At 56.6% G+C, this 26405-nt stretch carries 26 protein-coding genes, 1 pseudogene and 1 riboswitch; of the genes and pseudogenes, 16 read left to right on the top strand and 11 right to left on the bottom strand.

Annotated elements, in window-relative coordinates:
* Positions 1-62: 62 nt before the first annotated feature.
* Genes EST62_RS02590 through EST62_RS02580 form a run of 3 tightly spaced genes read right to left on the bottom strand, consistent with a single transcriptional unit; the run spans position 63 to position 3042 of the window.
* Positions 63-629, bottom strand: a complete 567-nt coding sequence (locus tag EST62_RS02590) for a nitroreductase family protein (RefSeq protein WP_129050546.1) — start codon at positions 627-629, stop codon at positions 63-65.
* Positions 630-681: 52 nt separating this feature from the next.
* A complete protein-coding gene (locus EST62_RS02585) occupies positions 682-1374 on the bottom strand; it encodes a uridine kinase (RefSeq protein ID WP_129050545.1) in 693 nt (230 codons plus the stop codon).
* Positions 1375-1425: 51 nt separating this feature from the next.
* Positions 1426-3042 (bottom strand): DUF4403 family protein, encoded by a 1617-nt coding sequence (locus EST62_RS02580; RefSeq protein ID WP_167599133.1) that lies wholly within the window; start codon positions 3040-3042, stop codon positions 1426-1428.
* A 175-nt stretch (positions 3043-3217) separates the two neighbouring features.
* Here EST62_RS02580 and EST62_RS02575 point away from each other — a divergent pair, with 175 nt between their 5' ends.
* Complete coding sequence (locus EST62_RS02575; protein WP_129050543.1) at positions 3218-3787, top strand: NADPH-dependent FMN reductase; 570 nt, start codon at positions 3218-3220, stop codon at positions 3785-3787.
* Here EST62_RS02575 and EST62_RS02570 read toward each other — a convergent pair.
* The 4 genes from EST62_RS02570 to EST62_RS02555 form a co-directional block, all read right to left on the bottom strand.
* Complete coding sequence (locus EST62_RS02570; protein WP_245153418.1) at positions 3775-5265, bottom strand: ATP-binding protein; 1491 nt, start codon at positions 5263-5265, stop codon at positions 3775-3777. The genes EST62_RS02575 and EST62_RS02570 overlap by 13 nt on opposite strands.
* A 372-nt stretch (positions 5266-5637) precedes the next feature.
* On the bottom strand, positions 5638-6723 hold the full coding sequence (proB, locus tag EST62_RS02565; RefSeq protein ID WP_129050542.1) for a glutamate 5-kinase: 1086 nt from the start codon (positions 6721-6723) through the stop codon (positions 5638-5640).
* A gap of 11 nt (positions 6724-6734) precedes the next feature.
* A complete protein-coding gene (locus EST62_RS02560; protein WP_129050541.1) occupies positions 6735-7061 on the bottom strand; it encodes a multidrug efflux SMR transporter in 327 nt (108 codons plus the stop codon).
* Between the two features lie 13 nt (positions 7062-7074).
* Positions 7075-7509 (bottom strand): Fur family transcriptional regulator, encoded by a 435-nt coding sequence (locus tag EST62_RS02555; RefSeq protein WP_129050566.1) that lies wholly within the window; start codon positions 7507-7509, stop codon positions 7075-7077.
* A 339-nt stretch (positions 7510-7848) separates the two neighbouring features.
* Between EST62_RS02555 and def the strand changes: the two genes are divergently transcribed.
* The 4 genes from def to lepB all read left to right on the top strand — a co-directional run bounded on the left by def (position 7849) and on the right by lepB (position 12315).
* Complete coding sequence (gene def / locus EST62_RS02550) at positions 7849-8412, top strand: peptide deformylase (protein WP_129050540.1); 564 nt, start codon at positions 7849-7851, stop codon at positions 8410-8412.
* Positions 8413-8421: 9 nt separating this feature from the next.
* Entirely contained in the window at positions 8422-9360 is a 939-nt protein-coding gene (fmt, locus tag EST62_RS02545; RefSeq protein WP_256372348.1) for a methionyl-tRNA formyltransferase, read from the top strand.
* 184 nt (positions 9361-9544) lie between these two features.
* Positions 9545-11362, top strand: coding sequence for a translation elongation factor 4 (gene lepA, locus EST62_RS02540; protein WP_129050538.1), 1818 nt, complete (start codon positions 9545-9547; stop codon positions 11360-11362).
* 110 nt (positions 11363-11472) lie between these two features.
* Positions 11473-12315 carry a signal peptidase I gene (gene lepB / locus EST62_RS02535; protein ID WP_129050537.1) on the top strand — a complete coding sequence of 281 codons (843 nt, stop codon included), beginning with the start codon at positions 11473-11475 and terminating at the stop codon, positions 12313-12315.
* Here the strand turns inward: lepB and EST62_RS02530 are convergent.
* Positions 12309-12764 carry a hypothetical protein gene (locus EST62_RS02530; RefSeq protein WP_129050536.1) on the bottom strand — a complete coding sequence of 152 codons (456 nt, stop codon included), beginning with the start codon at positions 12762-12764 and terminating at the stop codon, positions 12309-12311. The genes lepB and EST62_RS02530 overlap by 7 nt on opposite strands.
* A 116-nt stretch (positions 12765-12880) precedes the next feature.
* Here EST62_RS02530 and trpE point away from each other — a divergent pair, with 116 nt between their 5' ends.
* The 7 genes from trpE (at position 12881) to EST62_RS02495 (ending at position 19632) form a co-directional block, all read left to right on the top strand.
* Positions 12881-14395, top strand: coding sequence for an anthranilate synthase component I (trpE, locus tag EST62_RS02525; RefSeq protein WP_129050535.1), 1515 nt, complete (start codon positions 12881-12883; stop codon positions 14393-14395).
* Positions 14396-14418: 23 nt separating this feature from the next.
* Positions 14419-15936 (top strand): DegQ family serine endoprotease, encoded by a 1518-nt coding sequence (locus EST62_RS02520; RefSeq protein ID WP_129050534.1) that lies wholly within the window; start codon positions 14419-14421, stop codon positions 15934-15936.
* Positions 15937-16170: 234 nt separating this feature from the next.
* Positions 16171-16650 (top strand): transcription elongation factor GreA, encoded by a 480-nt coding sequence (gene greA / locus EST62_RS02515; protein WP_129050533.1) that lies wholly within the window; start codon positions 16171-16173, stop codon positions 16648-16650.
* A gap of 24 nt (positions 16651-16674) precedes the next feature.
* Positions 16675-16899 carry a hypothetical protein gene (locus EST62_RS02510; protein ID WP_129050532.1) on the top strand — a complete coding sequence of 75 codons (225 nt, stop codon included), beginning with the start codon at positions 16675-16677 and terminating at the stop codon, positions 16897-16899.
* Position 16900: 1 nt separating this feature from the next.
* Positions 16901-17653 (top strand): triose-phosphate isomerase, encoded by a 753-nt coding sequence (gene tpiA / locus EST62_RS02505; RefSeq protein ID WP_129050531.1) that lies wholly within the window; start codon positions 16901-16903, stop codon positions 17651-17653.
* 506 nt (positions 17654-18159) lie between these two features.
* Positions 18160-18912 carry an FRG domain-containing protein gene (locus tag EST62_RS02500; protein ID WP_129050530.1) on the top strand — a complete coding sequence of 251 codons (753 nt, stop codon included), beginning with the start codon at positions 18160-18162 and terminating at the stop codon, positions 18910-18912.
* 63 nt (positions 18913-18975) lie between these two features.
* Positions 18976-19632: a transposase gene (locus EST62_RS02495; protein WP_129050529.1), complete on the top strand. Its 657-nt coding sequence runs from the start codon at positions 18976-18978 to the stop codon at positions 19630-19632.
* Between the two features lie 183 nt (positions 19633-19815).
* Here the strand turns inward: EST62_RS02495 and thiC are convergent, their stop codons facing one another.
* Positions 19816-21483 (bottom strand): phosphomethylpyrimidine synthase ThiC, encoded by a 1668-nt coding sequence (gene thiC, locus EST62_RS02490; protein ID WP_129050528.1) that lies wholly within the window; start codon positions 21481-21483, stop codon positions 19816-19818.
* Between the two features lie 66 nt (positions 21484-21549).
* Positions 21550-21647, bottom strand: a riboswitch (TPP riboswitch).
* 170 nt (positions 21648-21817) lie between these two features.
* Here thiC and EST62_RS02485 point away from each other — a divergent pair.
* Positions 21818-23182: a BCD family MFS transporter gene (locus tag EST62_RS02485; protein ID WP_129050527.1), complete on the top strand. Its 1365-nt coding sequence runs from the start codon at positions 21818-21820 to the stop codon at positions 23180-23182.
* 20 nt (positions 23183-23202) lie between these two features.
* Positions 23203-24141, top strand: a complete 939-nt coding sequence (locus EST62_RS02480) for a radical SAM protein (RefSeq protein ID WP_129050526.1) — start codon at positions 23203-23205, stop codon at positions 24139-24141.
* A gap of 81 nt (positions 24142-24222) precedes the next feature.
* Here the strand turns inward: EST62_RS02480 and EST62_RS02475 are convergent, their stop codons facing one another.
* Positions 24223-24405: a hypothetical protein gene (locus EST62_RS02475; protein ID WP_129050525.1), complete on the bottom strand. Its 183-nt coding sequence runs from the start codon at positions 24403-24405 to the stop codon at positions 24223-24225.
* A 445-nt stretch (positions 24406-24850) separates the two neighbouring features.
* Here EST62_RS02475 and EST62_RS02470 point away from each other — a divergent pair, with 445 nt between their 5' ends.
* Both EST62_RS02470 and EST62_RS02465 read left to right on the top strand, forming a co-directional pair.
* Entirely contained in the window at positions 24851-25612 is a 762-nt protein-coding gene (locus tag EST62_RS02470; protein WP_129050524.1) for a hypothetical protein, read from the top strand.
* A 70-nt stretch (positions 25613-25682) separates the two neighbouring features.
* Positions 25683-26198, top strand: a complete 516-nt coding sequence (locus tag EST62_RS02465) for a hypothetical protein (protein WP_129050523.1) — start codon at positions 25683-25685, stop codon at positions 26196-26198.
* 121 nt (positions 26199-26319) lie between these two features.
* On the opposite strand, the pseudogene EST62_RS13715 reads toward EST62_RS02465, so the two are convergent.
* A pseudogene (locus tag EST62_RS13715) lies at positions 26320-26405 on the bottom strand (6-carboxytetrahydropterin synthase); the annotation flags it as partial.

Genomic DNA, 26405 nt, shown 5'->3' with positions numbered 1-26405 from the left:
AGAGGCTGTTTTGGTGGTGTTGCCGAGACAGCCTCTCAAATCGAGCGAAGGGTTTGCGACCATCAATCCATCAAGGTCACGCACTCCGATTTTTTGGGCGGTGTTTCGGGCCACTCAGCGGCAGGGTAGCCAAAGGCTGCGGCGGCGTAGGGCCGGTAGCCTTCCGGGAAGGTGACGCCGAGTTCCCTGAACTTCGCCTTGCCTTTTTCGGTGGCGTAGTACATCATGACGGCGTTCGTCCAGCAACTGCCCAGGCCGAGCGAGGTGGCGGCGAGCAGCATGTTCTCCATGGCGAGGGTACAGTCGTACTGCGCGGCCAGCGCATTCGGATCGCCGGAGATGATGACGAGCATCGGCGCATGGTAGAAAACGCTGAACTCCTCTTGTTTGGCGATCTCCCTCAGTGCTTCGTTGGTCGATTCGAGGAACGCGCTCTTGCAGTGCTCTTCGAGCTTTCGGAGCAGTTCAGGGTTGCCGATGACCGTGAAGTGCCACGGTTGCTGGTTCATTGCCGTGGGGGCGTGACGGGCGGCCCGGAGCATCAGGTCGAGTTCCGGCTGGGCGACCGGGTCGGGACGGTAGGCGCGCACGCTTCGCCGTTTGAGGATGGTGGCTATGGTTTCGTTCATGGCTCTGAATCAAGGTTGACGGCGAAATTGCATCCGCCGGAAGCGCATCGCTTCAGGGCGACCGTTTCACATGGATGCCTTGTTTTGAAGCGGGATCGACCACCTGATAGTTCCGGTCCACATGCAGATCGGCCAGGTGCATCAGCGACCGGACGTGATGGTGCTCGCGTTCGAGTACACTCCAGCGGTAGCCGTCGGTCGGCTCCTTGCAGCGCAGGAGCTGGCTGAGCTTGGTTTCGTGGTAGGTGAGGTCGATGAAAACCCGCAGGTCAACTCTCTCGGTACGAATGGCGTAGAGGCCATCGATGACGAGCACCCGGATCTTGTTGAAATCGGTGACCAGCTCATCGACCTCTTCGGTGATGATGTCGATGCAGGGCACGGAAACCTTGCGGTTCTGGTGGAAGTCGTCGATGTTTCGATGCAGCGTATCCCAGTCATATTCGTCAACGCCGACCAGTTCGTAGTTGTTGCTGATCCGGTGTTCCCGGCGGTCGAGAGGGTGGACGCGGTAATAGTTGTCGGTATGCAGGATTTTGACGCGGATATTCTGCGCCTTGAGCAACAGCGCCAGCGAGTGGGAGATTTCCGATTTTCCGGCTCCCGATTCGCCCGATATGGCCACGGTGAACTTTCCGCCCTCGCCCCGCTCTTCGAGCAGCTTCAGGTCATAAAGTACGCGGTCAAAAATGGCTTTGGCCGCTGATTTGTGCTGATCGTTGATCAGCAGAACGTCTCCCAGCATAGATGGCTGTTCCCTGGTAATGAACTATGAATGGTAAAAATTAAAACTTTTCTATGGGAATTTGCCAATAGAAAGTGAACGCTGATAAGAATTGAGTAAAAATGACGGATAACGAGGAGGGGCGACGGCTTTTCGCGAAGGCGGGGTGAAGGGGATGTTGATGCTGCTCCGGGTGTCATCGCTTTGCCCGTTATCGGGGCCTCGATGCTTTTCGTCAGCTTTTTTGCGAATTCTGATCGCTTTGCCGGATTTGATCCGCTTGACGCGCAGGGTGTTTTTCAGGGTGGCGTTGACCAGAAGATAGACGTTGTGGCGACCAATGCGGACATCACAGTTGCGTATGGTGAGGCTGTCGATGACCAGGTCGATGGTTCTGCCGGCTTTGGCTCTGGAGACCGCGCTGGTGATGACTTGCGGAAGGCGGTTGACGAGCGAGCCGATCTGCACGTCGAGCCGCGTGGCGATGCTGTCGCGGATGGCGTCGTGCAGCAGGAGTTCGCCGGTGCGGACAACCGGATGGCCGGTATCGAGGGAGTAGTCGAAATTGTCGATATTGATGGTGTGGGTTGGTATGTCGTAGCGTGGCCGTCCGCTCATGATGACGTGGCCTTTCAGGTCGCGGTCGGTCATGATGGCGACCGAAAGCCCTCTTGACGAGCCGTAAGCCCTGACGCTGCGCACCATGACGTCGTATCCCGAACGGCTGAAGTTCCGGTTCATCAGATAGCCGTTGAGATGCCTGTTGATGCTCGTGAAGGGAACCAGGGCGTAGAAGTTGACATCGGAGATGGTTGCAATGCTGTCTCGTGGCGTTTGACGGAATCGGGGCAGCGGCGTTGGCGGAAGCATTGCCGTGGTGTCGGTCAGCACTCTCATGCTGGTTCTGATGCGGGTGTTGCAGACGATGGCCCTCCTGTTCAGGGCGATGTTGCCGCTGATGCTGTTGCAGCGGAAGCGAAGCCAGACGGGCAGCGGCTTTCGGGTCAGCACAATCGGTTTTTGCAGATCATGCCAGACCTCGCCAATGGTGGGGGAGAGACTTGCCGCTTTGTGAATTTCGGTGTCGAGCAGGGCGGTCAGACCGCGGCTGTTGCCGGTGAGCAGCGAGTCGAGGTTGGCGCGGATGTTTTTGCGGAACGGCCCGATTTTGACCACCGGCTCCTCTTCCCACCGAACATCCACAATGCGGAATCGCGTCCGGAGACGCCAGTTTCGGTCGAGCGAAATCGGCGTCGAAAAGGTGAAGACCGCTTTGGCGCGAACCGGCCTCACCAGCAGCTTGGCCAGAAACTTGCCGAGGCGGCTGTCGGTGAGCCGCGCTTCCGCCGAAACCGGAAAGGCGCAGAAGAGCTTGCGGCCATCCGAGCTGATGGTGATGGGTTCTTCCCGGGTCAGGGCGAGGCTGATGCGCTCTTTGTGCTTTTCTTGCAGCCACAGGTCAGCGTTCAGAAAGTTGCCGCGAATTTTGCCGTTCAGGTAGTTCGAGAGCACGGTGTGTTCGATGCTGATTGGCAGGTTGAAAAGCGATGACGGGCGTTCGAGTTCGACGTCGCTCTTCAGAGGCACGGGGGGTTTGGTTTTGAGGATCGTATAGCTTTGGTGCAGCCAGAAGCCGAGGCCCGTGAGAAGAGCGATGACGATGCCGGTGACGAGGAGGACTTTTTTCATTTTGCCTGTTTTCCGGATGGAGGTCGGCAATAGCTTGAGAACTCTTTGAGTAGTGTTGAAAATATAATACGTATTCTCACCGCAGCTTCAAAATTGCCGTCGGTGTGGCAGGAAACCATGAGCGCCCGGTTTGCGTTCGGGCTGAGAGCATCGATGAACTTTACCTAACTTCGTTATGAGCACTTACCGTATCGCTGTACTTGTCGGCAGCATCAGACGCGAGTCGCTGAACCGCAAGCTTGCCGACGCGCTCGTCCGGCTCGCGCCCGCCGATTTTTCGTTCCATCACCTCCGCATCGACAACCTGCCGCTCTACAGCCAGGATGACGAAGCGCATCCGACCGAAGCGATGCAGCGCCTGCGGCGAGAGATCGGCGAGGCCGATGGCCTCATGTTCGTCACGCCGGAATACAACCGCTCGATTCCCGGTGTGCTCAAGAACGCCATCGACCACGGCTCGCGCCCCAGCGGGCACAACGCCTGGGAGGGCAAGCCCGCCGGCATGATCGGCGTGTCGCCAAGCGCCTGCGGCACGGCGCTCGCCCAGCAGCACCTGCGCAACATCCTCGCCGTGCTCGACGTCTCGACGCTCGGCCAGCCCGAAGCCTTCATCGGCTATTACGACGGCCTGTTCGACGAGGAGGGCGGAATAGGCCCCGCCAGCCGCGAGTTTTTGCAGGGGTGGATGGATCGTTTCGCCGCCTGGGTGCGGCTGAACGCGGGGAAAACATCTCAGAGTTTCTGATGTGTTTCTTTCCCGTACAGGATGTTGTTGCCAACCTTCCATGCGTAAACAGCCGCCGGGACGAAGTTGAGTTTTATACTATCACACTCCCTGGTTCCCTGTTTGTCGATGGTGGTGACAAGCGCCTCCTTGAGCTTGTTGGTCTGACAGAAAGAGAGCAGTGATTTCAGTTCCGACGGCCGCTCGAAGCAATGGTTACTCCATTTGATCTCGACAGCCCATGATGGTTTGAATGAGTGCTTGTTGAGTTCGACAAGATCGACTTCTCCTTTGGGCCATCGCGCGTACCAGAGATGGGACTGCTCACTGTGCATCCATTGCGCAAGCACGGCGGTTTCAACCATAGCGCCGATATGGTCGTCTGTTGCGGTAATAGGGCCAAAAAGAGCGCTTCTCAGTGATGGATTGGTCAGATATATCTTGAATTGCACCATGCGTTTGAACCGTTTTGCGCTGTTGTCTGTCCGCAGCAATTTCCTGACAAGAAAAGCCGCTTCAAGGTATTCGATATATCGTTTCAATGTGTTTTTATCGACACCTCCCGAACTTTTGCTCAGCTCTTCGAGTGAAAACTCCTGACCGGAATTCCAGGCGATCATCGTAAAAAGGCTGTTCAACTCTTGCACGTCCTTGATGCCATACAGGCCGGGCAGGTCCCGGAGCAGCACTTTTTCGACAATGTCCGAGCGGATGTATCGGCCAGGATCAGCGCGGATCGATTCAGAAAAAATCACTTCCGGGTACCCGCCATAGTTGATGTAGTTGAGAAAATGTTCATTCAGCTTTCCTGTGTCGAACGCTTCATAATCGAAGCCGGGGGGAGATTGTTCAGACGCCCGCAGCAGATTTTGAAGACCGAGCAGGTGGATATATTCGTTGAATGTCAGCGGGGGGAGCATGAATTCAGTGAATCTGCCCGCACCGCTTTCAGTACTTTTAAGCTTCAGGGCTGCTGCTGCCGATCCTGAAACCACGAATTTTGTTTCAGGGTAGCTGTCAACCAGTGACTTCAGGTGCCGCTTCCACTCCTTGAGGTACTGGATTTCATCAAGAAAAACATACCACCCCTTTGGATCGGCATTGCCGGTCACTTTTCTGCAAAGCCTGAAAAGCGCGTCAGGCGAGGCGTTGGTATAGACCGGCGTTTCAATGGAGATGAAGGCGATTTTCTGCGGATCATGGCCAGCATCGAGCAGCTCCTGAATCGAATGGTACAGTAGCACGGTTTTGCCCACACGACGCGGCCCCATAAGAATGACGGCGCGTTTGACGGAGTGATCGATGACCAGTGGGAGGAACAGCTTCTTGTAAAGTCTGGGTGACATGGAGGAGTAGTACGCCTCGATGTTTCCGGTTATCCACCACGGATTTTCAAAACGAAGACGTTCCGTCACCAGCTCTTCTGAAAATGGAAATAGTGACATGGGTCTGATGGCTTGCTCTTGTTTGGGTTTTATGATTAAAATAAGATAAATCAAATAATCTTATTTTAATTTTCTTTCGTAAAGAAGAGGATTTATTGTTTCTGGAAGCTCTTGTTTTACCTGATGGCGGGTTTCTTGTCGAAAGGAGTGCGAGCCTGAATGTGCGCCCGCGTAATTTGGAAGCCAGAGGTGTTTCGCTGGAGCTGAGGGCGGACACGCAGACTCGTCCCTATCGCATGATTGACGTCAGGGTTTCAGCGCGGTCGGGTGTCATCCAAATCGAAATCGGGATCGGATTCCGTCGTGTGATGTGGTTGTCGCGGGGCTGGGGAGCAGGGCAGCCACAAGGGACTGCCCCTATCGGGGAAAAATTTACAGAATCAGAAGATGTCGTCCCGAAAGCTTTGGGTGGCGCTTCTGGTTTTTTTACGGCACGATATACAGATGATCGTAGTGGATCACCGGCTTGTGGTCTTTCTGGCCCATTGTCGAGCGGGCTTTTTCGGCGGAAGAGGAGGCCATGCCGTAGCCGATGACTTTGCCGTCTTCCGAGCAGATGCGGATGACGTCGCCGCGCAGGAACGAGCCTTCGACGCCGGTGACGCCGACGGGCAAGAGGCTTGTCGCCCGCTCGTCGGAGGTGAGGGCCTCCTTGGCGCCCTGGTTGATGATGACCGCTCCTTTTTCGAGTCCTCCGCTCAGGGCGATCCAGCGCTTGCGGCTGTGCTCCGGTTTTTGAGCGATGAATTTCGTGCCGGTTTTGCCGCCGTGCGCGATGGTCTGCAAAATGCCGGGGGTGGTGCCGTTGGCGATGTGCACGGTGATACCGAGGCGCGAGAGCTTGTGCGCGATGGTGCACTTGGTGAGCATTCCGCCGCGTCCGAACTCCGATTTGCCGGGGCGGATGTACTGGCTGAAGTTCTTCGAGCCGGGGTCGATCTCTTCGATCACCGGATTGCCCTCCGTCTGCGTGTCGAACAGGCCATCGACGTTGGAGAGAATGATGTGCGCGTCAACCTGCAACATCGAGGCGATCAGGCCGGAAAGCTCGTCGTTGTCGGTGAACATCAGCTCGGTGACGGCCACGGCGTCGTTCTCGTTGACGATGGGCACGATTTTCTGCGTGAGCAGCGCCTCGAAGCAGGTGCGCATGTTGAGGTAGTGCTGCCGGTCGCGGAAGTCCCCCTTGGTGACGAGAAGCTGCGCGCCGGTCATGCCGTGCTTTTCGAAGCGGCTGTTGTAGGCGTTGATGAGCCGGATCTGCCCGGTGGCGGCGAGTACCTGCCGCGTTTCGACCGGCGTGAGCGAGCCGGTGAGCGAAACGATGCCGCGCCCCGCGCCGACGGCGCCCGACGAGACGAGAATCACCTCCACCCCGTCCGCCGAAAGCGAGGCGATCTGGGAGGTCAGGCTGTCAAGGATCGCCGGATCGAGCTTGCCGTCGCGGCCCGTGATAACGTTGGTGCCGACCTTGACGACGATTCGCCGGTAAACCGGATGTTGGTGAGTCATGCCTTTTCGTCTTACTTCATGATTTCCTGACTGAAATGCAATCCGGCGATGCCCGCGATGATGAGGATCAGGGAGATCACCTTGATGGTGTTCATCCCCTCTCCGAACCAGAGCACGCCGATTGCCGTGATGAGCGCCGTGCCAAGCGCCGACCAGATGGCGTAGGACATGCCGACAGGCAGCGTTTTGAGCGCCAGCGTGAGGAAGGTAAGACTCAGGCCGTAAAAAACGAAAATCAAAACTGATGGCATCGGTTTGGTAAAGCCCGCCGAGAACTTCATGCTGGTGGTGCCGGCGACTTCGGCGACGATGGCGAGGATCAGGTAGAGCCAGGGCATGGTGTCGGTGGTTTCAGACTTTCTCGTTGCGCTTGTTTTTGATTTGCCGGGCGCAGGCCTCTTTGTCGAGGCACTCGCCGAAGAGCTGCAAGCTGAAGCTGCCAAGCCAGTAGCCGTGTTCCCGGCAGAGCTTTTCCATCATGCCCGCCAGCTCCTGGCTCGTGGCTTCCGAAACCCTGCCGCACTTCAGGCAGATGATGTGCAGGTGGTTGGCCACGCCCCACGATTTTTCGTAGTGGGTGTGCTTGTGACCGAGGTCGATCTTGGTGACGAAGTTGAATCTAAAGAGTAAATCGAGCGTATGATAGACCGTCGCGCGGGAAATCGCCACCCCCTTTTCACGCAACCGGACGAACAGCTCGTCGGCGTCGAGGTGCGTGCCCGCGCGGTAAATCTCCCTGAGCACGCTGAGCCGTTCCTGGGTGCAGCGAAGCCCCTCCTTCTTCATGAAGGATTTGAAGAGGTTTTCGACCTTTGCCGTTGTATCGCCACCCTTTGTGCTCACCGTTGCGCTGTTGTTTTTGCGATTGGTCGTTGCCTGCCGTTTCTTTGCTGCAATGTACCGTTTTTCCCTGAATTACCTGTTGCCACTGGCCGTAAAGGGGTTCAGGCAATGGCTGCAAAAAAGGGCTGAAAATTGTACATTGCATTTTTTTCAAGCCTGTTAACGGGGCAACTATTTGTAGTTCCGCAGGGTTTTTCTGGAAAGTGGACTTTTTTTGTCCGCTTCTATTTCAGCAGGGCTGGCGCTCGATGCCGCCAGCGCAATTCAGGAGAGAGACGTTCAATGATTTTACCGATCAATACCTTCAGCGATCCGGTGCTTGCCATGAAGGCCAGGCCCCTGAAAGGGATCGATTCAGCCATCGAGGAGCTGATCGCCGGGATGTTCGACACCATGTACAAAGCGCCGGGTATCGGCTTGGCCGCGCCCCAGGTGGGCCAGTCGCTGCGCCTGGTCGTGGTCGATATTTCCACCATCGAGGAGTACGCCGACTTCAGGCCGATGGTGGTCATTAATCCGCGCATCGTTTCGGTTCGCGGGCGCAACTCGATGGAGGAGGGGTGCCTCAGCGTGCCCGGCGTCGCGGGCGACGTCGTCCGCCCGTCGTCGATCACGCTGCACTACCGCGACGAGAAGTTCGAGGAGCAGACCGCCAGCTTCAGCGACATGATGGCTCGCGTGCTTCAGCACGAGATCGACCATCTCGACGGTACCCTCTTCGTCGATCGCATGGTGAAGCGAGATCGGCGCAAAATCCAGAAGGAGCTGGAGGCCATTGCAGAGGGGCGCGTGAAGGCGAGCTATCCGCTTGCTCGCAATGTCGAAAAGGTAGAGGCGGAGGTCTGAGGGGTGGCGCTGAGAGTTGTTTTCATGGGGACGCCGCAGTTTGCCGTCCCCTCGTTGCGCCGTATCGCCGACATGACGCCGGAGTTCGAGACGGTGCTGGTCGTCACCGGTTGCGACAAACCTCGCCGCAGCAAGAACTCGGCTCCGGAGCCGACGCCGGTCAAACAGGCTGCCCTGGAGCTTGGCTTGCCGGTTCTGGAGGCTGACGACGTGACGACTCCGGAGTTCGCCGCAGCGCTCGCCGCCGCCCGCCCCGACGTGATCGTGGTGGCCGCATTCCGCATTCTTCCGCCCGCCGTCTTCGAGCTGCCGCCGCTCGGCGCGTTCAACCTGCACGGCTCGCTGCTCCCGGCCTATCGCGGCGCGGCTCCCGTCAACTGGTCGATCATCAATGGCGATGCTGAAACCGGCGTGACCACTTTTTTCCTCCGTCAGTCGGTCGATACCGGCAACATCATCACCTCGGACAGTACGCCCATCGCTCCGGACGAGAATGCCTCGGAGCTGCTTGAACGGCTCTCCGGGATCGGCGCGGGCACCGTCGAGCGCACGCTCAGGATGATCGCCGCTGGCGCGGTGATGCCCGCAAAGCAGGACGAGACGTTCGCCACCAAAGCGCCGAAGCTCAACCGCCAGAACACTCGCATCGACTGGAATCAGCCCGTCTGCCGCCTGCACGACTTCATCCGCGGCCTCGCGCTCAAGCCGACCGCCTGGACAACCTTCGGCGGCAAGAGCCTCAAAATCTACCGCGCCCGTCCGTTCGTCGGCGGAGGAGCGTTGGAAGCGCCGGGTACGCTGCGTGTCGAGGACAGGCGGTTGCTCGCCGCCGGTTCGGATGGCTGGCTGGAGCTGCTCGACGTGCAGGCCGAGGGCAAGAAGGCGATGGATGGCGAGTCGCTGGCCAGAGGGCTGCGCCCCGGAGCCGAGGCGTTGCGGCTGGAGTGAGGTCGAGGCAGTCGATTTCGAGAAAGAGCACTGACCGTGACCGTTCGTCAGCGTTGCCCAGTTCATGCACATCGCGCTCGACGGTCACGATTTTCTTCGTATATTCATCGATTTGATAATTTGAGGTCTGCCACTTTTTGGTCGGCCCGTTTCGCAACCCTATCACTTGTCAGGACAGATACTTATGCCTCCGTCAGGAACAGAAGTCGGCATGATCCGGAATTTCTGCATTATCGCCCATATCGACCATGGTAAATCGACGCTTGCCGACCGGCTTCTCGAAGTGACCCATACCCTTGAACGCAATCAGATGTCCACCGCCCAGGTGCTCGACGACATGGACCTGGAGCGGGAACGCGGCATCACCATCAAGAGCCACGCGGTGCAGATGCGCTACAAGGCCAATGATGGCCAGGACTACATTTTCAACCTCATCGACACTCCCGGCCACGTGGACTTCAGCTACGAGGTCTCGCGCTCGCTGGCTGCCTGCGAGGGCGCGCTGCTCGTGGTCGATGCCACGCAGGGGGTCGAGGCGCAGACCATCGCGAACCTGTATCTGGCCATCGAAGCGGGTCTGGAAATCATTCCGGTTATCAACAAGATCGACTTGCCTTCGTCGGATGTCGAGGGCGTTGCGCGGCAGATCATCGACCTGATCGGCGTCAATCGCGATGAAATTCTCCAGGTGTCGGCCAAGGCGGGCATCGGCGTGGACGAGCTGATGGAGGCGATCGTGGATCGCGTGCCCGCTCCGGCGGACAATCGCCAGATGCCGCTCCGGGCGCTCATCTTCGATTCGGTCTTCGACGCTTATCGCGGCGCGGTGGCCTACATCAGGATCGTCGATGGCGTGCTCCGCAAAGGCGACCGGGTGCGCTTTTTCGCCAACGACAAGATTTTCATGGCCGACGAGATCGGTACCATGAGCCTCAAGCGCAATCCGAGAGAGGTGCTCGAAGCGGGCAACGTGGGCTACCTGATCTGCTCGATCAAGGATGTCAAGGACGCCAAGGTCGGCGATACGGTGACGCTGCTCGACAATCCCGCCTCGGAGCGGCTCGCCGGTTACAAGGATGTGAAGCCGATGGTCTTCAGCGGCCTTTATCCGGTCGAATCGAACGAGTTCGAAGACTTGCGCGAGTCGCTCGAAAAGCTCTCGCTCAACGACGCCTCGCTGGTCTATACCCCCGAGACCTCGGTGGCGCTTGGCTTTGGCTTCCGTTGCGGCTTCCTCGGCCTGTTGCACATGGAGATCATCCAGGAGCGGCTGGAGCGCGAGTACGGCGTCAACATCATCACCACGGTACCGAACGTCGAGTACCGCGTCATGATGACCACCGGCGAGACGGTCGAGGTCGATAACCCCTCGCAAATGCCCGAAACGACCAAAATCAACTGGATTGAGGAGCCGTATGTTTCGATGCAGATCATCACCATGTCGGAGTACATCGGCAACATCATGAAGCTTGGCATGGATCGCCGCGGCGAGTACAAGAACACCGACTACCTCGACACGGCGAGGGTGAACATGCACTTCGAGTTCCCGCTGGGCGAGGTGGTGTTCGACTTTCACGATAAGCTCAAGTCGATCTCCAAGGGGTACGCTTCGATGGACTACGAGTACATTGGCTACCGTCGCTCCGACCTGGTCAAGCTTGACGTGCTGCTCAACGGCGAGCCGGTCGATGCTTTGTCGTCGATCGTGCACCGCTCCAAATCCTACGAGTGGGGGCGCAAGCTCTGCCAGAAGCTCAAGGGCATCATTCCCCGCCAGATGTACGAGGTGGCGATCCAGGCGGCCATCGGCAGCCGGGTGATCGCCCGCGAGAGCATCTCGGCCATGCGCAAGAACGTGCTCGCCAAGTGCTATGGCGGCGATATCAGCCGAAAGCGCAAGCTGCTCGAAAAGCAGAAAGAGGGCAAAAAGCGCATGAAGCAGGTGGGGCGCGTCGAGGTGCCGCAGGAGGCGTTCCTCGCCATCCTGAACATCGATGAATGATGATTTACCGACGAGAAAACCGGCGCGGTCGCGCCGGAAACCGCGACGTCTGACGTCTCAAAGATCGTGTGGTCAGGCAATCGCGGCAACGCATGCAAAACAGATAAAGCGTGAAAAAACAGAACACAACCCCAAAAGGAAAAAACGGTAAGACGCAGTCGCGTGAATGGTTCGAGGCCCTCATTATCGCAGCGCTCGTGGCGACGGTTCTCAGGATGTTCGTCATCGAATCATACAGAATTCCGACCGGATCGATGGAAAAAACGTTGCTTGCCGGCGATTTTCTGTTTGTCAACAAATTCGTCTATGGCGCCAGGGTGCCCTTCACCGACATCCGGCTTCCGAAGGTTCACGACGTCCGCCGAGGCGACATTATCGTCTTCAAGTTCCCCCGCGACCGCAGCCTGAACTACATCAAGCGCTGCATCGCCCTGCCGGGAGACAATCTCGAAATCCGCAACCAGCAGGTTTACATCAACGGCAAGCTTTCGCCACAGCCGCCTCACGCCCAGTTCATTGGCGCAAAGATGCCGCCCGGCGTACCAGAATTCCAGATTTTTCCGAGTATGTCCGATTTCAACAAGGACAACTACGGCCCGATCCATATTCCGCATAGCGGCGACCAGATCACGCTCTCAGCGAAAACGCTTCCGCTCTATCGCGACCTGATTGCCTACGAGGGGCATACGGTCAGCCAGTCCGGCGACCAGGTGTTTATCGATGGCCAGGCGGCCAGTCGCTACATGGTGAGCCGTAACTACTATTTCGCGATGGGCGACAACCGCGATAACAGCCTCGACAGCCGTTACTGGGGTTTTCTGCCGGAAAGCGACATGGTGGGCCAGGCGATGATGGTCTATTGGTCATGGGATCCCGATCTGCCGCTCTTGTTCGATCCGGTTGAAAAGATCGCCTCCATTCGCTGGAATCGCATGGGGCTGGTGGTTCACTGAGGGCTGTTCGAGAGTATCTTGCGGCAGACTTTGCGAAGGGCGGGCATCTCGTCCGCCGGCCTGAATGGGAAGAAACTGAGGTCGGGGCATTCAATCTGAAGCTCCGCGATTTCGAGGGATGGCCGGTTTGTTCTCAGGTTTTCGGCGCCACCGATCGGGGTCAGTTCCAGCTTTTTGAGCATCAGCGAATTCAGGTCGGCGCCTGAGCGGAGCGAGCCGATGTCGATCTGGAAGCGCTGACCGGCTTCGGAGATGAAAACCTGCTCCAGATGGCCCTTGAAGGTGTGGTCGAGCCAGAGATTCATCGACAGCCAGACCAGAAGGTAAGCCGAGGCAAAAATCATTCCCGGCGAAAACATGAGTGCGGTGAACCACTTCCGGCTCGACCGGCTTGTAATTTTCATGGCGACAGCTTCTTTTGCGTATTCGAGAAGCAGCTTGATGGTCATCGTGTTTCGGGCGTATCGGTAATCTGAACGCCATGCGGTATTCAGAGTACTTAATATAGAAACGGCGAGACTGTCATCATATGATTTTTTTACTTTATCGTAGTATCCACTAATTCATGATCAGATCTTTTTCAGAGCAGGCGACCGATCCCAAAGAGGAACCCGCCTTTATCCTGACCCCTCTTGTCAGAACCTTTCAGGCCGATACGGAAACTCCGGTTTCGGTCTATCTCAAACTCCAGCGCCCCTACTCCTGCCTGCTCGAATCGGTCGAGGGGGAGGAGCGCATGGCCCGTTACTCCTATATCGCCGTCGATCCGGTGGCTGTGCTGAAAGGTACGGTTGGCGGCGAGGTTTCGCTCGACGTACGTGACGCACGGTTCGGCGCTCTCTCGTCGCTCATCGGCGACCGGAGCGATTTGCGCGCTGTCGTGGATCGTTGCATGGCGATGTTCACCTCCGGCGAGACGCCGCGCAGCAAGAACGGCTCGCCTCAGATGACCACCTCCGGCATGTTCGGTTACTTCGGTTATGACACCATGCACCTCATCGAAAAGATTCCCGCCGCCGAACAGCCCGATCCGGCGGAAATGCCCGACCTCTGTCTGCTCTTCTGCGACACGCTGGTCATTTTCGACAACGTCATGCGCAAGCTTTTCGTGGTGGCCAACTATCTCGGCGACGCCGACCGCGAGCGAGCCGGGCGCAAGATCGACGAGCTGGCGGCGCTGTTGCAGAAGCCGCTCGTTCCGGCTCTCGTGCCGTTCCAGCCGGAGAGGCCGGAGCCGGTCGTCTCGAACACCACGCGCGACGAGTACTACGAAAAAGTGCTCAAGGCCAAGGAGTACATTCTCGCCGGCGACATCTTCCAGGTGCAGATTTCGCAACGCCTGAAGCGCACACTGCACACGCGGCCCTTTGACGTCTATCGCGTACTGCGCACGATCAATCCGTCGCCCTACCTCTACTTTTTCGACTTCGAGGATTTCCACGTCGTCGGCTCCTCGCCCGAACTTCTGGTCAAAGTCGAGCGCGACCACACGGGGCGACGCATCGTCGATACCCGCCCGATCGCCGGAACGCGGCGGCGCGGCGAGAGCTTCGAGGAGGACGAGCGCAATGCCCGCGAGCTGATCTCCGACGAGAAGGAGCGGGCCGAGCACCTGATGCTCATCGACCTGAGCCGCAACGACATCGGGCGCATCGCCAAGATCGGCACGGTCGAGACCAACGAGATGATGGTGATCGAAAAGTACTCGCACGTCATGCACATCGTCAGCAACGTCCGGGGCGAGTTGCAGGAGGGGCTGACCGCGATGGATGCCTTCTGGTCGTGCTTCCCGGCAGGTACGCTCACCGGTGCGCCGAAGGTGCGGGCGATGGAGATCATCTACGAGCTCGAGAAGGAGAAGCGCGGCTTGTATGGCGGCGCGGTTGGCTACCTCGATTTCCGGGGCGGGCTGAATACGGCCATCGCCATCCGAACGATGGTGATCCGTGATGGCGTCATCTATTTTCAGGCGGCGGGCGGCATCGTGGCCGACTCGACGCCCGAATTTGAATACGAAGAGACCATGAACAAGATGAGGGCCGGCCTGACCGCCCTCGAGAGTATTGAGAAATCTCACTGATAACCTCAACACTTTGACGCACTATGAAAAAGAAAAGAACCATGCTCAAGTCTGCGGCGCTCATTTCCGTTGGCGTTGTTGCCGGAGCGCTTGCCTTTTCCAATCTCGATGTTTCGTTTCACAGCAATGATGGCGGCGGCTTTACGGTTGGCAACCATCCTCGCGCGAGCATAGCCGCCGAAACCCTGCGGAGCCATCCGATCAGGACGCTTGCTGACTTCAACGACGCCTTCGTCCGGATCGCAGAATCGGCTACCCCTTCGGTGGTGACGATCTATACCGAAACCGAGGTGGCCCGGCGCGTCATGACCCCCTTCGATTTCTTCGGCAAATCCTTTGGCGAGATGTTCAACTTCCCTTCGCCCGAAGCGCCAGGTGTGCGCAAGGAGGTCATCCACGGGCTGGGATCGGGCGTCATCGTCAGCCAGGATGGCTACATTCTGACCAACAACCATGTGATCGACAAGGCGGGTTCCATTTCGGTGATGACCTCCGATAACCGCAAATTCACGGCAAAGATCGTTGGCGCCGATCCCCGCACCGACCTGGCCGTGCTGAAGATTTCCGGTTCCGGTCTCAGGCCGATCGCGTTTGGCGACAGCGACAAGCTGCGTGTCGGTGAGTGGGTGCTGGCCATCGGCAGTCCGCTCGGCAAAAATCTCGCCCGCACGGTAACGCAGGGCATCGTCAGCGCCAAGGGGCGGGTCAATGTCGGCGTGGCCGATTACGAGAATTTCATCCAGACCGATGCGCCCATCAATCCCGGCAACTCCGGCGGCCCGCTGGTCAACATCGGCGGCGAGCTGGTGGGCATCAACACGGCCATCGCCAGCCGTACCGGCGGTTTCGATGGCATCGGCTTTGCCGTGCCCTCGAACATGGCGTACCGGGTCTATACCTCGTTGCTGAAAAATGGCAAGGTGGTGCGCGGTTATCTCGGCGTCACCATTCAGGATGTCGATGAAAATATCGCCAAAGGGCTGCATCTCAAGACGCCCGAAGGGGTCGTGATCGGCACGGTGATGCAGGGCGGCCCGGCGGCCAAAGCGGGGCTGAAGAGCGGGGATGTCATCCTCGAATTCAACGGGCGAAAGGTGAGCAATTCAGCCGAACTGCGCAACCAGATCGCCGCCCAGGCGCCAGGCAGCAGGGCGGATATCAAGGTCAATCGCGATGGCGCGATCCGCACCATCAACGCGCTTCTCGAATCACTGCCGGACAACGCGGTCGCATCGGTCCAGAGCGCCGAGTCCGCCAATGAGCTGCTCGGCTTCGCGGTCGCTCCGCTGACCGCCGATTTGGCCGACCGGCTGAATCTGAAAGCAGACTCGCACCGGATCGTGGTGAGCGCGGTCAGTCGGTCGAGCAAGGCCTTCTCGGTTGGCCTCCGTCCGGGCGACGTGATTATTTCGGTCGATAAAAAGCCGGTGGAGTCGGTTGCCGCATTCAATGCAATCGCTGGGAAAAAGAAAAAAGGGGAGCTGCTGTTCCTGCTCGTCGAACGCGGCCCGAGCCGCATGTATCTGGCGTTTAATCTGTAACGGGTTTTGCTTGCAGGGGAAAGATTCTTAAATTCATCTGAACGAAGTAAAGTCAGCCCGGCTGCTGACTTTACTTTTTTTGTTTGCCAAGCCATCGCTGCTGTAACGTCTGGTGGACATCGCTAAAAACCTTTTGCCTCGAACGGTTTCGGGGCGGGACGGTTATGACCGTTTTTAGCGGTGCCCGAGCGAGCATTCGCTCTCCAGCACCGCCAACCAAAACCATGAACTGACATGAGTGAACGAATTTATCTGACACGGGATGGGTATAACCGGCTCAAGGATGAACTTCACCAGTTGACAACCGAAACCCGCAAGGCGGTGCTCGAAAAGATCGCCGAAGCGCGCTCACATGGGGATTTGAGCGAAAATGCCGAGTATGACGCCGCCCGCGAAGAGCAGTCTCAGCTCGAAGCGAAAATCGGCGAACTGGAAAACAAACTGGCATCGGCCACCATTCTCGATCCGAAGCAGATCAAGACCGATCGGGTTTACATTCTCACTTCGGTGAAGCTTCGTAATCTGGACGACGAGGAAGAACTCATCGAATACACTCTGGTGTCATCCGAGGAGGCCGATTCCGATCTTGGCAAAATATCCGTGCGCTCACCTGTCGGCCGATCGCTGATTGGCAAGTCGGTGGGCGACAAGGTCACGATAACCGTGCCGAAAGGGGAGTTACATTATGAAATCCTCGATATTTTTGTTAAATAGCGAGCCAAATCAAACACCATATCCATGGGCAAACGACAGATAATCTATACAAACCGGCAGATCGGCGGAGCACGCGAACTGCTCGACAAGGAGATCAACCTGATTACCCGTGAGCAGCGTGTCTGGCACGGCTACGTCACGGCAATCGATCAGGACAAGATTGAACTCAAGGACTCCCGCTTCTGGAAGCACACTTTCAAGGTGGCCGATATCGATAAAATTTACAGTGAAGTTATAACCGATTACTGATATGCGCAGAAAAATTGTGGTTGGCAACTGGAAAATGAACAACACCATTGCCGAATCGATAGAGCTGGCGACCGAGATTGCCGAGAAGGCCGGTAGCGACGGCGTGACCTGCGAAGTGGGCATAGCGCCTGCATTTCCGGCACTGTACGAAGTTGGCAAGGTGATCGAATGGAGCGGCGTCAAGCTTGCCGCGCAGAACTGTCATTACGAAAATGATGGCGCGTTTACCGGTGAGGTTTCGACCCGGATGCTTGCCGCCGCCGGATGCAACTACGTCATCATTGGTCACTCCGAGCGTCGCCAGTTGTTCGGCGAAACCAATGCCACGGTCAATCTCAAGGTCAAAAAGGCGCTGGCCGAAGGGCTGCGCGTCATCCTCTGCGTCGGCGAAACGCTCGACGAGCGCGAGCGCGGCGTGACCGGCGAAATCGTCACTGCCCAAGTGGTCGAGGGGTTGGCTGACGTGTCGGACATCAGCAATCTGGTGATCGCCTACGAACCGGTCTGGGCCATCGGCACCGGCAAGACCGCCACCAAAGAGCAGGCGCAGGAGGTGCACGCGATGATCCGGGCCAGGGTCGCCAAACTCTACGACCAGAAAACCGCCGATCACCTCAGAATCCAGTACGGCGGCAGCGTCAAACCCTCCAACGCAGTCGAACTGTTCGCCATGCCCGACATCGACGGCGGCCTCATCGGCGGCGCAAGCCTCAAAGCCGATGATTTCATGGCGATCGTGGAAGCTGCGGGGTAAAAGTAAGAGGTTGGAATTTCAGCATTGAAAGGCTGCTCAGTGATTGGGCAGCCTTTTTTGTTTTTTATGGCTGGGAGAATAGGTCTTATAAGTCCTATAGGTCGTATAGGACTTATAGGGAAAAGAGTTACGATTCGGCAGTTGTTTCCTGCGAGCGTTTCATCGAGCAGAAGTCGGTGCTAACATGGTGCAGAGTTTTGCGGTGGCGGCGGTGTTGCCGGTGAAGGCGGGGTAGTAATGGGGGTTGGTTTTGTGGGTGGATTTGCGGTAAATTATTTTTTTGAGAATGAGCGCTGATTGGTCGGTCGCGTTTGAACAAATGAGTGTTATGCTGATCCGTATAACACCGCAGAATAAAATTCGCTGATGGATGTAAGGCTTTGAAGTAGAATGTTTTATCTGATTTTATGACTGCGAATAGCTGGCGGCTTATGCTGACACGAATCAAGAATCAGGTTTCTTATATGGAACCATATAAACACTGTTATGCACTTTAAGGACTGAGCATGTCACAGAACATTGAATCAATCGGAAGTCTCACTGAGTATCTCCGTGATCGTATGGGAACCGAAAACCGTATTCTTTGGTTTCGAGGTCATCGAGATGCGCAATGGGCAGTAACACCAACAATAAAACGAGGATTTGACTCTGGAGATGAACGTAATTTCACGCATCGGTTTCGATCCCGCGCGGGAATACGGCATCAAAGATTGCCCGAATACGATCGGTTAGCATCGTGGCTTGCTCTAATGCAGCATTATGGGCTGCCAACAAGATTATTAGATTGGAGCAGATCGCCCATGGTCGCATTGTTTTTCGCTTTGGAAAATGCATGGCGGATAAATGGCCAGCCAAATGATGCATGTCTTTGGGTACTTGAACCTCATGGGTTGAATGAATCGCAAGGGATCGAAAATGTAACTGCCGCATTGGATGCCAAAATGTATGAAGAACATATTTTTCCTGCGTTCTATCATCAAAGCAAAGAGCCAAATACCATTGCAGCTGCAATGGCATCCGAAACCGATCAAAGAATGTTTGTGCAGCAAGGGTGCTTTACCATTCACTCCTCAAATATAGCACTGGAAAAAGCCGGGCTGCCTTCTGAGGTGCTTACCAAGTTAACAATCCCAAAGCAAAAGGTTCGCGAATTATCATTTGACATTGAAACACTTGGGTTTCGCAGAGGTGAATTGTTTCCTGATCTTGAAAATTTATCCAATGAATTGCGGACAACCTACTCTGCAAATATTGCATAACAATGGGCTACAGCCGACCCCAAAAACGCTGGCGCGTTTTCGGGTCGGCTGAGCCCAGGCGTTATGATCCACGTGAACTACGATCATCAAAAACATCATCGCCACTCGATTCGGTTGGCCGAGTATGACTATTCAAAAGGTGGCGCGTATTTCGTAACGATTTGCACTCGCAACGGCGACCTGATATTGTCAAAACCGCCAAAACCTATACATCCTGTAGGGGTAGCCCTCGCGGCTACCCATTCTCACGAATCTCCTCGCAATTCCGAACCCGATTCTACAGATTCATTCAAACTGACACCAATTGGTGAAATTGTGGAACGCAATTGGCGAACGTTGCCTGACCGGTTTCCGATGGTTTCGCTGGACGAGTACGTAATTATGCCTAATCACTTGCATGGCATTGTGGTTATCAACGAACGGGACCAATCGAATTTTTGTGGTGCCGGGGAAAGGGTAGGCGCGAGGCCTACCCCTACAGTTCCAAGAACCGCAGCAATACCGACATTGGGAATGATTGTTGGGGCGTTCAAATCAATGTCGATCCACGATGTTCTTGCTCACATTGAGGAGAATGGTTTGGATATGATCGGGAAAATCTGGCAGCGGAATTACTTTGAACGGGTCATCAGAAATGAACGTGATCTGGACAACATCAGAACCTATATCAGAAACAATCCCAGGAATTGGGAACGAGACGACGAAAATCCGGCAAGGTGATCGCAACGGCGGCCTGATATTGTCAAAACCGCCAAAACCTACTCATCCTCTCGATATGCCTCCTAATCCAGAACCCGATACTGCACACCTATTCGAACTGACGGCAATCGGAGCTGTCAAGTGCGCGCTGAAGGCCGAATAAGTCCTATACGACCTATAGGACTTATAAGAAAAGAAGACGATTTACATCCCCTCAGTCGTTTCCTGCGAGCGTTTCATCGAGCAGAAGTCGGGGCCGCACATGGTGCAGAATTTGGCGGTGGCGGCGGTGTCGCCGGTGGCGGCGATGTTTTGGGCGTGGATTTGCCGCGTTTTGAGCGGGTCGAGGGCGAGGCTGAACTGGTCTTCCCAGGCGAAGGCGTAGCGTGCCTTGCTCATCAGCTCGTCGCGCAGCCAGGCGGTCGGGCTGCCTTTGGCGATGTCGGCGGCGTGGGCGGCGACGCGGTGCACGATGACGCCTTCGCGCACGTCGTCGCGGTCGGGCAGGCCGAGGTGCTCCTTCGGTGTGACGTAGCAGAGCATCGAGCAGCCGAGGCTGGCGATGAGCGTGCCGCCGATGGCCGAGTTGACGTGGTCGTATCCCGCAGCCACGTCGGTCACGAGCGGGCCGAGGGTGTAGAAGGGCGCTTCGTGGCAGTGCTTCAACTGCATCTCCATGTTTTCGCGGATCATGTGCAGCGGCACGTGGCCGGGGCCTTCGATCATCACCTGCACATCGCGCGCCCAGGCGCGGAGCGTCAGCTCGCCGAGGGTTTTCAGCTCGCCGAACTGCGCCGCGTCGTTGGCGTCGCCGATGGAGCCGGGGCGAAGCGCGTCGCCGAGCGAGACGGCTACGTCGTAGCTGCGCAAAATGTCGCAGATGTCGTCGAAGTGGGTGAAGAGAAAATTCTCCCGGTTGTGGGCGCGGCACCAGCGGGCCATGATCGATCCGCCGCGCGAGACGATGCCGGTCTGGCGCGCTTCGGCGGCGGGCAAGGTGGCGGCGAGAATGCCGGAGTGGATGGTGAAGTAGTCAACCCCCTGCTCGGCCTGCTCGACCAGCGTGTCGCGATAGACCTCCCAGCTCAGCTCCTCGGCTTTGCCGCCCACCTTTTCGAGCGCCTGGTAGAGCGGCACCGTGCCGATCGGCACCGGCGAGTTACGCAGAATCCACTCGCGGGTCTGGTGGATGTTCCTGCCCGTGCTCAGATCCATCACCGTGTCCGCGCCCCAGCGGCAGGCCCAGACCGCCTTTTCGACCTCCTCGTCAATCGACGAACCGAGCGCCGAGTTGCCGATGTTGGCGTTGATCTTGACCCGGAAGTTGCGCCCGATAATCATCGGTTCGATCTCCGGGTGGTTGATGTTGGCCGGAATGATCGCCCGTCCGCGAGCCACCTCGTCCCTCACCATTTCGGGTGTCACCGGTGTGCCGCCGTGCTTTTCGATCCACGCTTCCAGCGCCTGGTTCTCGCGGATCGCCACGTACTCCATCTCCGGCGTGACGACGCCCTTGCGGGCGAAGTGCATCTGCGTGACCGCCTCGCCCGCCTTCGCCACGCGCGGCTTGCGGCCTGTCATCGAGAGTGCCGCGCCCGCCGACTCGACCGCGCCGCAGTCGAAGCCCCACTGGTCGCGCACCGGCTCCAGCCCTTTGCGTACGTCGTGGCTGAAATCGGGATCGCCGAACGGGCCGCTGGTGTCGTAGAGCGGCATCGAGTCGAAACGCTCACCCTTGCACTCGTAGCTGCGGGTGAGGGTGACGCTTCTCATGCCGACCACGACGGGCCAGATGCTGCCATTGAGGGTTATGCGGGACGATGCGGGGCCGAAAAAGTGCTTTTCGGGGCAGGACGGGTTCTCTTGGTTCATGGAGCGAGTCAGAAAGAAAAGCAGGCGTTCCGTGTCGGAAGGGATGGTGAAGCAGAGCTGGTCGGGGTGGCGTGCTTCATCTTTCCTTGCGTCAGCATTACCTGCATCAAGTTACAGGGGTATGATCTCAGCCTTGCCGCAGCAAAGCACCCCCAAGATGATTTTTCGGCGCTCGCGAACCAGCGCCATTTTGACAAGTCACGATAACCAAAATCGCCCTGATTTCCAAAGCAGCTAGCCTGACCGATTCCTTGAGAAAGCGGGGGTTTTGTGTAAATTAAGGCCGCATTTGCCGAAGAGGCTTTCAGGCAGTCCCAATCCATTTCCGCGCTTCATGAATAAATTTTTTCGGGTTTTCAACCTTGTCCGGCTTTCGCTGTTTCAGATAGGGTTCGGCATCATGCTCGGCTTCGTGCAGGACATTCTGAACCGGGTCATGATTAAGGAGCTGTTTCTTCCCGCCACCATCGCGCTTGGCCTCATCAGCCTCAAGGAGCTGCTCGCCATTCTCGGCGTCAAGGTGTGGGCGGGCAACCTCTCCGACCGCCACAGCATCTTCGGCTACCGCCGCACACCCTACATTCTCATTGGCCTCGTGAGCTGCATCGTGTCGTTCATCCTCGCGCCGACGGCGGCCTACGAAGTGCGGCTCGACGGAGCGGGAAGCCTGGTCAGCATCATCTTTTCCGCGCTAGGCGATGTGGGCCTCTGGAAGCTCAGCGCCATTTTCCTGATCTTCGGCTTTGGCCTCCAGGTGGCCACGACCGCCTATTACGCCCTGATCGCCGACATGGTTGACGAAAAAGACATCGGCAAGATCGCCGGGGCGAGCTGGACGCTCATGGTGCTGACGGCCATCATCTCGAACTACAGCATCGGCGTCTATCTGAAGGTCTTCACGCCGGAGCGGCTGACCCAGGTTGCCGAAATCGGCGGCCTCGTCGCTCTCGTCTTCGGCCTGGTCGCCGTGCTTGGCGTCGAACGCCGGAATGCCGCGGTCGGCACAGGCAAGGAGAAGCACAGCATTCCGTTTTCACAGGCGATCCGCCTGCTCGCTTCGTCGCCCAACACCATGCTCTTTGCGTTCTACATCTTCATCTCCATTTTCGCCCTCTTTGCCAACGAGGTGGTGATGGATCCGTTCGGCGCGGAGGTGTTCGGGATGCAGGTTTCGGAGACCACCAAGCTCTTCAAGCCGCTCATGGGCGGCACGCAACTCATCTTCATGCTGCTGACGGGCTTTTTGCTCTCCCGCATCGGCACAAGACGCGGCGCCTATTTCGGTAACGTGTTCGGCGCGGTCGGCTTCGGGCTGATTATCGCCGCCGGGTTCATGCGCGACATGCAGTTTTTGCGCATCGCGCTGGTCGTGACCGGCATCGGTCTCGGCGCGGCGAGCGTCTCGAACATCACCATGATGATGAACATGACCGCCGGACGCAGCGGCATCTACATGGGCTTGTGGGGCACCGCGCAGAGTCTGGCCATTTTCATCGGCCACTCCAGCGCGGGGGTGATTCGCGACCTTGTCTATCACTTTTCGGGCAACCACATGCTCGCTTACGCGGCCATTTTCGCGCTGGAGATCATCGCCTTCACCGTCTCCAGCCTGGTGCTGCCGCATGTGTCGCGCGAGGCGTTCGAGGCGGAGAGTTCCGCCAAAATGTCGGAACTGGAAACCGCCGCGGAAGCGGGCTGATCGTCAATGGGAGCTTTGTTATGAACTACGTTTTCGGACCGGTCTCCTCGAAACGCCTTGGCCAGTCGCTTGGCGTCGATCTTTTGCCATCGAAGAGCTGCACGTGGAACTGCGTTTATTGCCAGCTTGGCCGCACGAAGGAGTACGTGACGGAGCGGCGCGAATTCTTCCCGAAGGAAGATATTCTGGCGGAGATTCTCGAAACGGTCTTGAGCGGGAAGAAGATCGACTGGATCACCTTTGTCGGCTCCGGCGAGACCACGCTCTACAAGGGTCTCGACTGGCTGATCGCCGAGGTCAAGAAGGCGACGGAAATTCCGGTGGCGGTCATCACCAACGGTTCGCTTTTGAGCGATCCGGAAGTGCGCCGGGAGCTGCTCCGGGCCGATGCGGTGTTGCCGTCGCTCAACGCCGGTTCGGCGGAGCTGTTCGAGCGCATCGACCGGCCCGCGCCCGGATTCACTTTCGAGAAGCACGTCGAAGGGCTGCGGCTCTTCAGGCAGGAGTACGCCGGGAAGCTCTGGGTCGAGGTGATGCTCATCGCCGGGCTGAACGACTCGGAGGCGGCGCTGAACGATATGGCGGCGGTGCTCTCCGCCATCAGGCCCGACATGATCCACCTCGTGCTGCCAACCCGGCCCGCACCGGAAAGCATGGCCGACATTCCGGGCGAAGAACTCGTCCAGCGCGCGGTCTTCATTCTTTCCGCCGCCGCGCCGGTGCTGAATCCCGCCAAGGGCGAAATGAACCTCGGTTCGGCGGAGAACCTGCTCGGCACCCTCTCCGGCATCGCCTACCGCCACCCGGTGCAGGAGCGCGAACTCGAAGCGGCGCTCGGCAAGCTCTTCGACGGCGACGCTACGAAAATTCGCGAGGCGCTCGACTCGCTCTTCGCTTCGGGCCGTTTCGAGAAGGTCCGCCAAGGCGGCGAGCTGTACTGGATCGTCAAAACTTCATGAGCCGGGCGCTCAACCGCTGAATCCCGATAAACGGAAAACGACCAGGCATTTCCGGTGATGGTCATGCCTGGCCGTTCAGTTTCAGCGCCTTTCCCACCGGTCGTCGCGGTCACGCTGGTCGTCGTAATCTCTTCGGTCATCCCGGTCTTTTCTGTACTCACGGCGATGCCGGTCATCCCGGTCTCTTCGTCCGTCTTTATGGTATCGGTAAGACGCGCAGCCGGATATCGAGATCAGCAATGTCAATGCAATCAGTTTTTTCATGGTAGCCTCCTGGTCAAGCATTGTTTCGGAACGGTCGTGCAGCGTTTCTGACGCTGTAACAGTTGGACGACGGAATTGCCGAAATCAGTCAGCGGGTTGTTTTTTCAGATGGTTTCCGATAGCGGTTTTCTCCGGTTTCGCTGGTTATTGATCATGAGAGTGCCGGGATCGAAGTGTACATTGGGTGAGCCTCTGAGCCTGAAACCGAAACTTCTGAAGGAATCCGGATGAGAGTTTCAATGCCCACCGAATGAGCTAAGTATAATTTTTATAAGTGTTTATCGATGCTTTAAGCTTGCTGGCAAGCTAACGGTCAAGGGTGGAGAGCACCATGGCTGATCATGGTAAATGCTTGTCTTCTGTATTCGTTTTTTCTACCTTTTGTTTGTGGTTCAGTGTTTTTTTTCTGTGCTGTCGTTTCTGATAACCATAAGCATTTGATGTTATGAGAAATTCGATTGCAGTTTATTGCGCAGGAGTATTGTTGAGTCTGCTTTTGCCCTTTGCGCCAGCATTTTCAGCCCCGCCGAGACCGTCAGAAGTCCAGCGCGATACCTACGAATACAAGATTGCCATGAATGATGGCAAGAAGTGGAGGTATTTCTTACCCGGTGAGACATACCATGTAGATTTTGGCAACGGTCGTGCGGGAGCAGTGATATTTTATGTCGGAGTTCCGAAGTATGACCAGGATTATAAATATCAGGTGCTTTTCGTCAAGACAAGCTACATGAAAGAGCAGCCTATAGCGTTGGTAAAAAATGGTCCCATTCCGTGTTTTATCCCTTTTTTTCCTGCAAAAGAGGATACATGGGAGGATGATTTATCGAGCAATGCTTTTCAGGATTTTGTGAATTACCATGATGACAAGAATGCATACAACGGAAAAAACCGGAAGAAATACAGTTCGTGGCACGACAACTACTTTTGGAATCTTAACCTTAAAAAAGGAACCTATGATTTTGTTCACAAGATTCAGTTACGCTCCGAAAAGAAAAATCCAGGGACGGAACGGCTGATCCGCATGGCTAAAAACCGGCCAAAGATTTCTTGGGCGCGGATTACCTCGATCATTCCAAAAAGGAGAGATACATTGAGGGTAATGGTTTCGTTCAGTGGTGAAAAGACTGATGAGGTTGCGCCTCATGAATACATTTTTGTAAATGTTGACGGCGATTCTTCAGTGCCGGTAATCAAGGTGAAGTGATTGTCCGTCGCCAGGATACAGCGAGTTGATAAGACTCGTTTTTTTCTAACTCTTTGATGCAGAAGACCGGATGGAAAAGTTGCTTGATCTTGTGAAGGCTTACGAACAGCTTCTGATGCTGGATATCGACAATCCAGAAGCCATCCAAACTCCTCATCAGGCGTTTGGGAATATTCTCAATATTCTGGTATCCATTGCGGTTGTGACTGGAATTGCCGGACTGAATGAGCGATTTCAAGATAGTCTGAACGTTGCTAATATTGCATGGTTCACTCTTTTTGCTCTTCTTGCCATGACGCTTCTGACCAGAATTTTTTATAACGGGAAAGAGTGGCCTGCGCTTCTTTCGCTCCATTTAAATCTGACCACTTTTTGGATCGCCGTTACGGTGCTTTTTACTCTCTTTGCTTTTTGGAAATATGCGGATGAATACTCGAAAATGATTCTCCTTGTTTTTTCCCTGCTGTTGGTGTTGATTCCGGTTCACATTCTGCGTTCACGATTGCCACTGAAGCAGAAGCTTTTGTATATCCCGATGTTATGGATATGTACCATGTCCCTCACCTATGTCGTGATTCCCCATTAGCGTTCTGCACAGCGCCAAAGCGATGATTTGACGCAAAGTCCGAAATATGCTGATGGTGCAATCATGTAAAAATCAGGTAAGGGTCGAGTGTCAGCCCCGGTGTCCGTGTCGATGCGTTCGCTTACCTGCCATCATAATCGGCCCAGTTGTTGGGCGTTTCGTACCAGCGGAGGTTTTTGAGCGTGACGCCTTCGGGGAGTTTGCCTT

This window comes from Chlorobaculum sp. 24CR, from assembly GCF_004118635.1.
Lineage (GTDB): Bacteria > Bacteroidota > Chlorobiia > Chlorobiales > Chlorobiaceae > Chlorobaculum.
The sequence above is the reverse complement of the archived record's forward strand: the minus strand, read 5'-3'. Positions and strand labels throughout refer to the sequence as shown.